Below are 13026 nucleotides of genomic sequence, written 5' to 3' on the forward strand. Positions count from 1 at the left end.
ACCACAACCAGCGGGTGGGGGTGCTGGTGGAGCTCAACTCGGAAACCGACTTTGTGGCCCGCAACGAGGAGTTCCAGCGCCTAGCCAAGGACCTGGACATGCACATCGCCATGGCCAACCCTCGCTACATCAGCAAAGAGGAGGTCTCGGCAGAGGACCTTGAGAAGGAGCGGGCCATCTACGTGCAGCAGCTCCTCAACGAGGGCAAACCCCAGAACATCGCCGAGAAAGCCGCCGAGGGCCGCTTGCGCAAGTTTTACGAGGAGGTGGTTCTGCTGGAGCAGCCCTTTGTGAAGGACGAAAAGGTCAAGGTAGGGGAGCTCATCCAGGCTGCCATCGCCAAGATTGGGGAAAACATCCAGGTCAAACGCTTCTGTCGTTTTGAAGTGGGGGCCTAGGCCGTGCAGACTGGGGGTCGAAAGTCGCGAGGCTTTCGGCCCCTTTCTTCGTAGGGGGGTTCATGGAGGCTGGTTCAACCCCAAATGGTCCGATCAAGTACAGACGGGTGTTGCTCAAGCTCTCGGGGGAATTCCTCAGCGGCAACGGTTTTGGCATTCAGCCCGAGGCCACCAAGGCCCTGGCCCAGGAGGTGGCCAAAGCGCATCAGCTCGGGGTCCAGGTGGCCATCGTGGTAGGCGGCGGCAACTTCTGGAGAGGCGCGCGGCAAGGGGTGGGAATGGACCGGGCCAGCGCGGACTACATAGGGATGCTGGCCACCATCATGAACGCCCTAGCACTTCAGGACGCCCTTGAATTCATCGGCATCCCCACCCGGGTTCAGACCGCCCTCACCATTCCTCAGGTGGCCGAGCCCTACATCCGCCGGCGGGCTATCCGACACCTGGAAAAAGGCCGGGTGGTCATCTTCGGCGGGGGCACCGGCAACCCCTACGTCACCACCGATACCGCCGCGGCCCTGCGGGGCTTGGAGATGAACGTAGACGCGGTACTGATGGCCAAAAACAAGGTAGACGGGGTCTACAACGACGACCCCCGCAAAAACCCCCAGGCCCGCAAGTACGACGACCTCACCTACCACCAGGCCCTGGTGGAGGGCCTTCAGGTGATGGACGCCACCGCCATGGCCCTTTGCCAGGAGCAGGGCCTGCCCATCGTGGTCTTCGACATGTTCACCGAGGGCAACCTGGAGCGGATCATCCGGGGGGAGCGGGTGGGTACGCTGGTGCACAGCTAGGCACCTGCCTGGACCGTTCAACACCCACGGGCAGAGCAACCCTAGGCGGCCAAAGGTCCCTTTTAGGGGTAAGCTATCCCCACCAAAGGAGGTTTCTATGCTCAAGGAGCTCTACAACGAGACCCGTCAGCACATGCAAAAGTCGCTGGAGGCTCTGGAGCACCACCTCTCCACCCTGCGCACCGGCCGGGCCAACCCAGCCATCCTAAGCGGCATCAAGGTGGAGTACTACGGTACCTTGGTGCCCCTGAACCAGGTGGGCACGGTCTCCTCCCCCGACCCCCGCACCCTGGTGGTGCAAGCTTGGGACTCGAGCCTGCTCAAGGAGATTGAGAAGGCCATCCGCGACTCCGACCTGGGGCTCAATCCCACCAACAAAGGGGATGCGCTTTACATCAGCATCCCCCCCCTCACCGAGGAGCGGCGAAAAGACCTGGTCAAAATGGTCAAGCAGCATGCCGAAGAGGCCCGCATCGCGGTGCGCAACATTCGGCGGGAGGCCCTTGAAAAGGCTAAAAAGCTGGAAAAGGAAAAGCACCTCTCAGAGGATGAGATAAAGCGAGCGGAAGTGGAAATCCAAAAGATCACCGACGAGTTCACCCAGAAGATAGACCAAGTGCTGCACAAAAAGGAGCAGGAAATCCTAGGCAGCTAGATGGATGTGCCCAGGCGAACCCCACCCGACCCCAGCCTACCCACCCGGATAGCCTCCTCGCTCATCGGCGTCCTGGTCCTGTTCCTGGTGTTGTGGGAGGGTCGGGTCTTCCTGTTCTTGGCCTTGGTCCTCATCCTGGTGCTGGGGTCGCTCGAGCTGCGCTACATGCTGAGAAACCGTGGCGTGGAGCTCAACATGGCCTTTTTGGTAGGCGGAGGGCTGGTGATGCTCCTCTTCAGCCTGCCCCAGCTGCACGACATCTACCCCGGCGTACCCTGGCGGGAAATCGCCCTGGGGCTGGTGCTGATTGGGGCTTTTAGCGCAGAGCTTATCGTGGGGGGCAATATCGAGCGCTTCGCCTACAGCCTGATGGCCTTCCTCTACCTCCCCTGGACCCTGGGGTTTTTTCTCCTCCTGCGCCACTCGCCCAACGACGAGATTGGCCTTTGGATACTTGCTCTTCCCCTCATCAGCAGCTTTTCCAACGACATAGGCGGCTACTTCGTGGGGCGTTATTTTGGCCGGCGCAAGCTGGCCCCCAGCATCAGCCCCGGCAAGACCGTGGAGGGGGCTATAGGCGGCATCCTAACCAGCTTTCTGGTGCTCTTCCTCTTCACCACCATCGTGCGCTCGGCCTACCCCGAAAGCCCCTTCGCCCTCTTCCGGCCGGTGGAGCTCTTCGTGGTCAACCTGGTGCTCTCCTTTGCCGCGCAACTCGGCGACCTGACCGAGTCCATGCTCAAGCGCTACTGCGGGGTGAAGGACTCGGGCCACTTCCTGCCCGGGCATGGGGGTCTACTGGACCGGATTGACTCCCACCTGTTCACCGCACCCCTCACCTACTACCTGCTGACCATTCTCCTTTGAGCCAACCGGTAGACTGGTCCCCAAATGAACGAGACCCCTAAGCGCGTGGTGGTATTGGGTTCTACCGGCTCCATCGGCACCCAGACCCTGGAGGTCTGCCGCTGGCGGGGCTTCCGCGTGGTGGGGCTTCTCGCTGGGCGGAACCTGGAGCGCCTCTGCCAGCAGATCGCCGAGTTCCAGCCCGAGGCGGTGTCCGCCGATGAGGCCATCCTGCCCGCCCTGAGGGAGAGGTTTCCGGGGCTGCGCCTGGTAACGGCTGAGGAGGTTGCGGCCTGGCCAGCCGACGCGGTGGTGGGGGCGGTGCCGGGGCTGGCGGGGCTGGCGGGGGTGCGGGCGGCGGTGCGGGCCGGGCGCCGGCTGGCCCTGGCCAACAAGGAGAGCATGGTGGCGGCAGGCCCCCTCCTGTGGCAGGAGGCAGAGCGGAGCGGGGCAGAGATTCTCCCGGTGGACTCTGAACACTCGGCCCTCTTCCAAAGCCTCCTCGGGGAGCCACCCCAGGGCGTAGCCGAGCTGATTCTGACCGCCTCGGGCGGCCCCTTTCTGCACGAGCCCACCGACCTCTCCAAGGTCACCCCTGAGATGGCCTTGAAACACCCCCGCTGGCGGATGGGGCCCAAGGTGACCGTGGACTCCTCCACCCTCTTCAACAAGGGCCTGGAGGTGCTGGAGGCGGTGCAGCTCTTCAGGGTACCTGTGGAGAAGGTCCGGGTGCTCATCCACCCTCAAGCCTACGTCCACTCCATGGTGCGCTTCCAGGACGGCAACCTCAAGGCCCAGCTGGGGCCCACCGATATGCGCCTGGCCATCCAGTACGCCCTCACCTACCCCCAGCGCCCGCCCTCCCCCCTGCGGGAGGCCCCCATCCCAGAGCGGCTGGAGTTCTTCCCCCCAGACACCCAGCGTTTCCCAGCTCTGGCCCTGGCCTACGAGGCGGGGAGGATAGGCGGGCTGGCCCCGGTGGCCCTGAACGCCGCCGACGAGGTGGCGGTGGAGGCCTTTCTCCAAGGACGCATCGGCTACCTGGAGATCCCCCGGGTGCTGGAAAAAGTGTTGCAGCAGACTCCTAGGGGCGAGGTGACCTGGGAGAATGTATTTGCGGCCGACCTGGAGGCCCGCCAGCTGGCGCGGGCCCTTTTGGGCGTAAGGGAAACCCCATGAGCTTCCTCTGGTTCCTACTGATTATCTCCATCAGCATCTTTGTGCACGAGCTGGGCCACTACCTGGCTGCCCGGCTGCAAGGGGTGGGCGTCAAGAACTTTGGGGTGGGTTTTGGCCCCACCCTCTTCAAGCTCGAGCGCTGGGGCACCACCTGGCGGCTCAACGCCATTCCCCTGGGGGGCTACGCCGAGATTGAGGGGATGATGCCGGGGGACACCCACGGCTACGCCCGGCTCTCCGGGCTGGGCAAGTTCTTCATCCTGGTGGCTGGGGTGGCGATGAACCTCCTCCTGGCCTGGGGGGTGCTGGCTGGGCTGGCCTCGGTACAGGGGGTGCCCCAAACTCGAGCAGTGGTGACAGAGGTGCTACCCGGAAGTCTGGCTGAGCAGGCTGGCTTTCAGGTAGGCGACCGTATCCTGAGCCTCAACGGAGAGCCACTTCAGTCCTACGACCAGGTAACCCGCTTCCGGCAAACCCCAGGCGAAAAGGTTTTCGTGGTACTGCGAAACGGCGCTGAGACCACAGTGCGCTTCTACTGGGAAGATACCCAGGAGCGGCTGGGCATCGTCTACAGGGCCGAGGTGGTGGGCTACACCCGGATTGGCTTCTTCCAGGCCCTAGGGCGGACCATAGGCGAGACCCTGAGCGCAACCCCCCGCTTCGTGCAGGAGCTGGTAGGAAGCCTGGCCCGCATCCTCACCGGCCAGCAGACCCAGGGGGTCGCGGGGCCGGTGGGCATCGTGAACATCACCGGACAAGCGGCCCAGCAAGGGCCTGTTGCCCTCCTGAGCCTGCTGGCCATCATCAACCTCTCTTTGGCCGTCTTCAACCTGCTGCCCATCCCAGGGCTGGACGGGGGGCGGATTCTGGTGCTGGCCCTCAACGCCCTCACTGGTGGGCGCATCCGGCCGGAGCTCGAGGCCCGCTTGGCCTACGGCGGCTTTCTGTTCCTGATTCTCCTGATTGCGCTCGTCACCATCAACGACCTGCGCAACCTGATGGGAGGCTAAAATGAGCCTCAGATGAAGGCCACTGCGCTGATCCCCGCATACAACGAGGAGGCCCGCATCGGGGCGGTGGTGGCTGTGGCCAGGGAGGCTGGGCTGGCCGTGCTGGTGGTGGACGACGGCTCCACCGATCGCACCGCCGAGGCCGCCCGCCAGGCTGGAGCAGAGGTACTCCGGCTAGAGGAAAACCAGGGCAAGAGCGCGGCCCTAGCCTGGGGCCTCTCCCACATAGAGACCCCCTACCTGGTGCTTCTAGACGCCGACCTGGTGGGCCTCAGGCCGGAGCACCTGCGGCACCTTCTGGAACCGGTGGAGGCGGGCAGGCTAGAGATGACCATCGGCCTTTTCAGGGCAGGGGGGCTTCTCACCGACCTTGGCAACCGAGCCACCCCTCACCTCTCCGGCCAACGGGCCTGCAGAACCGATTGGCTCCGCAGCGTACCCAACCTCACCCAGCAGCGCTGGCCGGAGCCGGCCATCACCGAGCACCTCGCCCGCACTGGGGCGCGCTGGGCATATGTGCAGCTAGAGGGAGCCAGCCAGGTTATGAAGGAGCAGAAACGGGGCTTCTGGAAAGGCCTCTGGCTGCGCTTGAAGATGTACGGCGAGCTCCTGCGCTACCGCTCGGGAAACCGGGCTTGAGCTTCCCTGACAAAGGCCCCTTAGCCTGCTCCGGAACGGAGGTGGGCTATGCGGATCGAGGTGGCCGTGATGATGCAGGTGAATGTTCCCGACGACACCGATCTGGACGACCTGAGCCTGGAGATAGATGAAAAGGGTCTCCGCTTCATCAGCAACGGGAGGACCGTAGCTGGGACGGACGACATTGAGGATTACTACATCGACGAGATCGAGCAAGAAGGCGAGGAAGATTGGGAGGGGGAAGAAGAGGAGGCGTAGAACCCGCGCTCGAGGCGCCTCCTCTTGCAGGAGGCGCCTGTTCTACTTTCGCCCTGCGTGGGCCAGGTAGAATGAACCCATGAATCTTCTGAGCCGCGCGGCGGCCGGGGAGCGCCTGGAAAGGGAAGAGCTTCTGCAGCTGTACCGCCTGCCCCTACCCGAGGTGGCCTCGGTGGCCCACGAGCTGCGGCTGAAACGCAGCAACCCCCGGGTGGTCACCTACCTCATCGACCGCAACATCAACTACACCAACATCTGCACGGTGGCCTGCAACTTCTGCGCCTTCTACCGCACCCGGCGCCAGGCCGATGCCTACGTGCTCTCCTTTGAGGAGATTGGACGGAAGATAGAGGAACTGATGCGGATTGGGGGACGACGCATCCTGATGCAAGGGGGGGTAAACCCCGACCTGCCCTTTGAGTGGTACCTCGAGCTGTTGCGCTACCTCAAGACCCATTACCCCGAGGTGCGGATCGATGCCTTTAGCCCGGAAGAAATTCTGGGATTGGAAAAACTTACCGGCCGCGACTGCGAGGAGCTCCTCACCGAGCTGAAGGAAGCTGGTCTGGATGGGCTACCAGGGGCAGGGGGCGAGATTCTGGTGGACGAGGTGCGGGCCAAAGCGGCCCCGGCCCGCATCAAGAGCCGCGACTGGTTCCGCATTCTGGACACCGCCCAGCGCCTGGGCCTCTACACCATCGCCACCATGGTCATCGGCTTCGGCGAGACCTACGAGCAGCGGGTTGAGCACCTCCTGCAAATCCGGGCCCAGCAGGACAAAGCCCTGCGCGAGTACGGCCAAGGCTTCGCGGCCTTCGCTATGTGGACACTCCAGACCGAGCACACCCGGCTCAAGGGCAAGGCCCCCGGGGCTACCGCCCATGAGTACCTGCGCCAACTTGCCATCGCTCGCATCGCACTGGACAACATCCCCAACCTGCAGGCAAGCTGGCCCACCCTGGGCTTCAAGGTGGCCCAGGTGGCCCTCTACTACGGGGCCAACGACTTCGGCTCCACCATGCTGGAAGAAAACGTGGTGAGCGTGGCAGCCGGGCACAACCGCACCCACGCCACCGTGCGGCAGATTGTCCGTCACATTGCGGATGCGGGCTTCACGCCGGCCGAGCGGGACCCCTACTACAACATCCTGCGGTACCCCGATGTGGAAGCGGTCTTGGCTGAAAAGCCACCAACGCCCCTGCCGCTGGCCTGAGCTAGTTGCGGAAGACCACGTCCTCGCGTTGAAAGCTAAGGTAGGCCAAATAGAGGGCCAGCCCGGCATAGGCCAGGGTGGAAAGCCAGGTGAGGCCAAGCTGAATGGCGGTGGCTGTGCCCTTGACAAGGGCGTCCAACGCCAGCACCACGTTTACGAAGGGCAGGGCAAAGTACCAGTCCTGTAGCCTCAGAAAGTCGGAAAACTGGAGGAACAGGATAGGAACCAGCATCACCAGCATCAGGGGGCTCATGTAGCTCTGGGCCTCCTTGTAGCTGCGGGCGTACAGGCCCAGCGAGATCATGAGCGCAACGACCAGAAGCGCGAACAGAACCGCCGTGACCAGGATGGAAAGGTAACCCAGCGGGTCCAGGGCCAAAGCACCCCCCAGCCGAGGGGCGTCTTCCCCCCGCTGAAGCGCCTGCAGTTGAGCAGAAAAGTGATTGCGGACTATTCCTCCGCCCAGCAAAAGCCCAGCCATGGCAGCCAGGGTTGAGAGGAGCGACATCACGAACACCGCCAACCCTTTGCCCAGCAGAACCTGCATCAGGGGCACAGGAGCTGCCAGCAGAGCCTCGAGCGTGCCCTTCTCCTTCTCCCCCGCTGTGGCGTCCACCGCCACCGGCATCCCACCCATCTGGATGAACAGGACCAGGAAGTAGGGGACCAGGAAAGCGAATAGGCCCGCCGCTCGCTCCTGCTCGCGGGAGGCGTCTACGGTTTCAACCTGGAAGGGCTCGAGCAACTCAGGCTCAATACCCTTAGCCCGCAGACGCTCGGCCACCACCCGGTCCTTGTAGGCCCGGAGCGCACCCTGGACTTTCTCCACTACCAAAGCGCTCTGGGTGGTCCCCCCAGAAAGCCTGCCGTAGAGGGTGTAGCGGCCGTTTTCGTAAACCAGGGCCGCCTCAACCTCGCGGCCCCGCACGGCTTCCTGGGGATTGGCAACCTCGACTGGCTCCACTTTGGCCTGCCTGAGCTGCGCCAGCAACCCTGCCGGAACCCCCACCACCCCCACCCTTTGCACGCTCTCTTGGGTCCTCTGCGCAAGGCTACCGAAGAGCAAAACGGGGCCAAACAGCAACAGCGGCATGACGAGGATGGGCAGAACCAAGGTGGTGAAGAGCAACCGGCGCTCGCGCACCACGCTTAGGAGCTCCTTTCGGGCGATGATGAGAACCTCGTTCACGCCGCCACCTCTTCCAACCTGCGGATAAAGGCCCGCTCAAGGCTTCCCGACCCTAGCTCCAGCGCCTCCTTCAGGCTGCCCTCATAGACCAGCAAACCCCTGTCAATGAACCCCACCCGGTCGCAGACCTCCTCGGCCTCGCTCATCACGTGGGTGGAATAGACCAGGGTTTTGCCCAGGCTGGCGTACTGCTGCACGAAGTCCAAGAGGGCGCGGCGGGCAAACACGTCCAGCCCCGCAGTGGCCTCATCGAGCAGCAAAACCTGCGGCTGGTGGAGGATGGCCCGGGCAATCACGATCTTCTGCTGCATGCCGCTGGACATTTCCCTCACCTGCTTGCCCAGCACGGCTCGCTCAATGCGCAAGAGTTCAGCAACCCAGGCGATGCGCTCTTTGAGCCTGGAGCCCCACAGGTCGTAAAAGCTGCCGAAAAAATCGAGCACCTCGTAGCCGGTGAGCCTGTCGTAAACCCGCATGCCGCCGTTGACGATGCCCAGGTTGCGGCGCACCTCCAGCGGTTGCCGCTCCACGTCAAAACCCGCGACCCTGGCCCTGCCCGCAGTGGGTTTGAGCAAGGTGGCCAGCATCCTGAGGGTGGTGGTTTTACCGGCCCCGTTGGGGCCCAAAAGGCCGTAGACCTGACCCGGCTCTACGCGAAAGGAAAGCCCCCGAACCGCCTGGAAGCCGCGGTAGGTTTTCCTAAGCCCCTCTGCCTCAACCATCCCGACAGCATACCAAAGCCCAAGCGCCCAACTGGGGTATCAAGACCGCGCCCAACAGAACCTAGCTCTGGCGCCTTGGGCGAAGCTTGGGGTGAGGAGGATGGGCGGGAAGGTTCTCGCCGCCCCATAGCCTGCTCCAAAAGCACAAAACCGGTAGGTTCAAACGATGTTCCCCTCAGAAAATCCCCGGCCTTCCGACCAGCGCTCGTAGCGCAGCGGGTCTATGTTCAGGCTGTGGGCCCGCCCATCGGCAATTTCCTCGGCCATCAGCCGGCCTACCATGGCGGCCTGCTGCACGCCGTGGCCGGAAAAGCCGCAGGCGTTGACCCACCCCTCCACCCCTGGCATCCAGCCCAGGATGGGGTTGTGGTCGGGGGTCACCTCGTAGTAGCCCCACCAGCTGGCCCTCTGGTCAAGCTGGAGGCGCTCCAACCAGGGGAAGCGGGCCAGCCCCACCTCCAAGGTGGGCTCGAGCCAGCCCCAGTCCATGCCCTCGCGGAAGCCCACATCCGCCGGGTTGCTACGGCCAAAAATCAGCCGGCTGCCCTCGGGGCGGAACCAGAAGCCGCTGTGGAGGTCAACGGTCAGGGGATGGTCCCAAAGGGGCCCTGGCGCTGTGCAAAAGACCATCCGCCGGGCCGGGTGAACCGGGATGGACAGCCCAGCCCGCCTTCCCACCTCCCCAGCCCAGGCCCCTGCAGCGTTGAGGATGAACTCAGCGTAGAGCATCCCTCCGGAAGTCTGCACCTCCCAAACCCCCTCCGCCCGCCGGGCCGAGAGAAGCTCTACCCCGGTGTGCACCTCCGCGCCCAGCCGCCGGGCCCGCTGCAGGTACCCCAAACAGATGCCATGAGGGTCCACCACGCCATCGGCAGGGCCAAAGGTCGCCCCCCGGACCGGCTCCAGTCCGGAAGCCTGGGGCCGAAACTCCACCCGCCGCCGGGCCTCCTCCAGACCCCATACCTCCACCGGAACGCCAAGGCTCCGCTGCAGGCCTACCCCTGCCATGTGGGTCAGCCAGCGGCTTTCCGGCACCAAAAACAGGTAGCCAATGGGCCGGTAGGCGGCCTCGGGCATCCCGCGGTACTCTAGGATCGAATGCCAGGACAAGAGGATGTTGATGGCCTCGGTAAACTGCACCCGCACCCCGGCCGCACTCCTGCCTGTAGAGCCCATCGCTGGGGCAGGAGCACGCTCGATTACCCCTACCCTCAAGCCTCGCTCAGCCAGCCGATAGGCGCAGGCTGCGCCGATGATGCCTGCGCCCACCACCAGGACCTGGTACCCACGAAGCACCGCAACCCCCTCATTGGGGCCGAAGCTCGAGCGTCCAGCTGCGCCCCCAGTCGGAGGGGCGGGTGCTCAAGGGAATGTACCTTCCGTCCCGCCAAAGCTCCAGCAGGTCGTCGTAGTGAGGGCTGAAGGGGTCGGAGGACTGCCCCATAGGGTAGACCACCCGGCTGTTGTCCAGGTCAGCAAGGTCAAACAGGGTGCGCAGCGAGGCCCCGGAGGTGTGCAGGAAGGTATCCTGGTTGTAGCTGGCCACGTTCACCGTCTGAATTGAGCCCGGGGTGGGGATGACGCGCGTGTAAAGACCCCCAATAAGGGGAAGGGAGGCCAGAGGGGAGGTGATGCTGGCGCGGTGGAGACGGCCCCACTGCCAACCGCTGGGGTCGGGGCCCAGCCTGCGCTCGAGCTCCACCCCAGCCCGCTCTAGGGCCAAGGCCATAAACTCGGCGCAGTTCTGGATGCCCAAAGCGGCGTTCCTGCACCAGCGCCCATCCTCCCGGAGGGTTTTGATGAAGAGGTACGGCGTGGGGGGATAACGAAGGCCCAGCTCGTCCTCCAGCATCCGGGAAACCTCCCGGTAGTAGAAAGCGAAGGCCGTGGCTCCCACCGAGTCGAGCTCGGCCCGCAGGTCCCAACCCCGCACCGCCTCCTGCAGGCGCCGGGCAGCCTCGCTGACCGGACGTAGGGCCAGAAGCCCCGGGAGCATCTCCCGGGCCACAAGGGAGTAGGTGTCCACCTGCCAGCGGGCCATATCCTCGAGGCTCGCCTTAGGCTGGCCCTGAATCAGCTCACGGATGCGCTGGGCACGGAACACCTCGGTGGTGTAGGTGGAGATATCCGGTCCCCCATGGGGCAAGACCCGGTTGTTGGCGCTGACCACAAAGCCCTCGCGTGGGTTAGCCACCTGGGGAAGCCGCTCAAAGGGCACGTACCCCCTCCAGTACTGGTCAAATCCCCTTGCTGGGAAACGCCCGTCCCAGTCACGCAAGGGCAACCGCCCCGGCGCAATGTAGCCGATGTTTCCGTCTACATCGGCGTAAACGAAGTTTTGCATCGGGGCCACGTACCGGCGCAGGGCCTCGCGGAACTCGGCGGCACTGCCGGCCCGGTTCATGCCCAGGTAGGCATCCAAGGTGGTGTCGTCAGGGTCCAAGCCCGTCCAGCGCACCGCAACCGCCTGCCCCTCCGAGGTGAGGGGGACCCCCGGGGTAAGCCCAAAGCGCAGAAGGGCCGGGCCCAGGTCAGAAATCAGGGGACCATACTCGCTCTCCCGCACGGTGAAGACCACATCCGCCCCCCCCCGCACACGGACCACCTCCTGCCGCTCCCGCAAGGGCACCAGACCCAAGCGAGTGCGATAGAACGAGCCTTCGAGCTCCAGCACGAACAGGTCCATCACGTCGGGCCGCACATTGGTAGCCCCCCAGGCCACCCGGTCGTTGCGCCCAAGAATGACCCCCGGCACCCCCGGGATGCTGGCCCCGATGGCCCGGTAGGTGGGGCCGCGCAGGTCCACCAGGTACCAAAGCGCGGGGTTCTGCAGGCGCAGGTGGGGATCGTTGGCCAGCATGGGCTTGCCGGTGAGTGTGCGGCTCCCACTCAGAACCCAGTTGTTGGAGCCCTGCTCAGGGGCTCGAGCCGCCAAAATGAGCCGCTCGGAGAGTTCACTTACCCTCCGCAAGGAAGCCCAAAGGCCCCAAGGCAACGCCCCCGTCCCCTTTTCTTCCCTGGACACACCCTGCAGGTCCTCGGGTTGTAACACCGTGGGCCAGCCCTCCGGATAGCCACCACGCAGCTCTTCAAAGCCCTCCCGACCAACCTTGCTCAGGATGTACAGGTTGTCAATTTCGTCCTGCCAGGTCTGACCCAGGTCGTAAGACTGGAGCTTGCCCCAGGCCAGGCTGTCGGCGGGCTTCCAGGGCTCGGGGGCAAACCCCAGCAGGCGGAAGGGAAGGGGCAGCTCCCCTTCGCGAATAAACCAGTTGACCCCAGCAGCGTAGGCCTCCAGCGCCTGCCGGGCGAAATCCGAGTGGTAGGGCAGCGAAGCTTCCGCCGCGCGGTAGAGGCCCCAGGTGCGGAAAAAGCGGTCCTGCTCAACCAAACTGGCCCCCAGCACCTCTGCAAGCCGGCCCTGGGCGGCACGGCGCCCCAACTCCATCTGAAAGAGGCGATCGCGGGCATGCACGTAGCCCTGGGCGAAAAACACATCCAGGTCCGACTGGGCCCGGATGTGGGGCACCCCCCAACGGTCAAAGGTAATCTGCACCCGACCAGACACCCCTGCCGGGCGCACCTGGACCACGGGGGCGCAAGCCGGGGCCAGCAGGAGCAGGAGGAGCCAGGCCCAACGCACCGCCTAACCTCCCCCCTCCGCTACCACCCGCTGCCGCTGCTCGCCCAACCCCTCCACCCCTAGGCGAACCACCTGGCCGGGCTGAAGGCAGACAGGTTCGGGCCTCCGACCCAGGCCTACCCCTGCTGGGGTGCCGGTGGAGACCATACCCCCAGGGTGGGGGCTCATAAACTGGCTGACGTAGCTCACGAGCTGGGCCACGCTAAAAATCATGCCACGGGTGTGGCCCTTTTGGTAGCGCCGGCCATCCACCTCGAGCCAGGGCCAAGGGTTCTGGAAATCGGGCACCCCGTCTTTGGTCACCAAATAGGGTCTACAGGGCCAAAGCGATCGCACCCCTTGCCCTTATCCCACGCCCACTGGCCGCCCCGCTCGAGCCGGAAAAGCCCGCTCGGAAACGCCGTTGACCGCACAGTAGCCGCCACGTACTCCAAGGCCTGGCCTCGGAAACGTAGCGGGCGGTGTGCCCGATGACCA

At 64.6% G+C, this 13026-nt stretch carries 14 protein-coding genes; 9 read left to right on the forward strand and 5 right to left on the reverse strand.

Translation table 11 applies throughout. The features are described 5' to 3' along the window. The 9 genes from tsf to mqnC form a co-directional block, all read left to right on the forward strand. Positions 1–398: elongation factor Ts (gene tsf / locus NZ849_RS08415; RefSeq protein WP_295406084.1), on the forward strand; the 398-nt coding region annotated here is incomplete at its 5' end. Positions 399–490: 92 nt separating this feature from the next. Continuing rightward, positions 491–1195 carry a UMP kinase gene (gene pyrH / locus NZ849_RS08420; RefSeq protein WP_295387437.1) on the forward strand — a complete coding sequence of 235 codons (705 nt, stop codon included), beginning with the start codon at positions 491–493 and terminating at the stop codon, positions 1193–1195. Between the two features lie 97 nt (positions 1196–1292). Further along, on the forward strand, positions 1293–1850 hold the full coding sequence (gene frr / locus NZ849_RS08425) for a ribosome recycling factor (protein WP_295387305.1): 558 nt from the start codon (positions 1293–1295) through the stop codon (positions 1848–1850). Beyond that, positions 1851–2717 carry a phosphatidate cytidylyltransferase gene (locus tag NZ849_RS08430; RefSeq protein WP_295406087.1) on the forward strand — a complete coding sequence of 289 codons (867 nt, stop codon included), beginning with the start codon at positions 1851–1853 and terminating at the stop codon, positions 2715–2717. Between the two features lie 24 nt (positions 2718–2741). Then, positions 2742–3875: a 1-deoxy-D-xylulose-5-phosphate reductoisomerase gene (gene dxr, locus NZ849_RS08435; protein WP_295406089.1), complete on the forward strand. Its 1134-nt coding sequence runs from the start codon at positions 2742–2744 to the stop codon at positions 3873–3875. Beyond that, entirely contained in the window at positions 3872–4885 is a 1014-nt protein-coding gene (locus NZ849_RS08440) for an RIP metalloprotease (protein ID WP_295386901.1), read from the forward strand. Before dxr ends, NZ849_RS08440 begins: the two co-directional genes overlap by 4 nt. Positions 4886–4897: 12 nt before the next feature. Then, positions 4898–5524: a glycosyltransferase family 2 protein gene (locus NZ849_RS08445; protein WP_295386898.1), complete on the forward strand. Its 627-nt coding sequence runs from the start codon at positions 4898–4900 to the stop codon at positions 5522–5524. Positions 5525–5593: 69 nt separating this feature from the next. Beyond that, entirely contained in the window at positions 5594–5782 is a 189-nt protein-coding gene (locus NZ849_RS08450; RefSeq protein ID WP_295406091.1) for a hypothetical protein, read from the forward strand. A gap of 79 nt (positions 5783–5861) precedes the next feature. After that, positions 5862–6995 (forward strand): cyclic dehypoxanthinyl futalosine synthase, encoded by a 1134-nt coding sequence (gene mqnC, locus NZ849_RS08455; protein ID WP_295406093.1) that lies wholly within the window; start codon positions 5862–5864, stop codon positions 6993–6995. A gap of 1 nt (position 6996) precedes the next feature. Here mqnC and NZ849_RS08460 read toward each other — a convergent pair whose 3' ends face one another. The 5 genes from NZ849_RS08460 to NZ849_RS08480 all read right to left on the reverse strand — a co-directional run bounded on the left by NZ849_RS08460 (position 6997) and on the right by NZ849_RS08480 (position 12885). Continuing rightward, a complete protein-coding gene (locus NZ849_RS08460; protein ID WP_295406095.1) occupies positions 6997–8184 on the reverse strand; it encodes an ABC transporter permease in 1188 nt (395 codons plus the stop codon). Then, positions 8181–8906, reverse strand: coding sequence for an ABC transporter ATP-binding protein (locus NZ849_RS08465; protein WP_295406097.1), 726 nt, complete (start codon positions 8904–8906; stop codon positions 8181–8183). Before NZ849_RS08465 ends, NZ849_RS08460 begins: the two co-directional genes overlap by 4 nt. A gap of 159 nt (positions 8907–9065) precedes the next feature. Next, the gene (locus NZ849_RS08470; RefSeq protein ID WP_295386887.1) at positions 9066–10202 is read right to left on the reverse strand and encodes an FAD-binding oxidoreductase; all 1137 of its coding nucleotides are present in this window, start codon (positions 10200–10202) and stop codon (positions 9066–9068) included. Between the two features lie 10 nt (positions 10203–10212). Further along, positions 10213–12549: a penicillin acylase family protein gene (locus NZ849_RS08475; RefSeq protein ID WP_295406099.1), complete on the reverse strand. Its 2337-nt coding sequence runs from the start codon at positions 12547–12549 to the stop codon at positions 10213–10215. Positions 12550–12552: 3 nt separating this feature from the next. Continuing rightward, entirely contained in the window at positions 12553–12885 is a 333-nt protein-coding gene (locus NZ849_RS08480) for a fumarylacetoacetate hydrolase family protein (RefSeq protein ID WP_295406101.1), read from the reverse strand. Positions 12886–13026 lie beyond the last annotated feature (141 nt).

The organism is Meiothermus sp. (assembly GCF_025060375.1).
Classification (GTDB): domain Bacteria; phylum Deinococcota; class Deinococci; order Deinococcales; family Thermaceae; genus Meiothermus.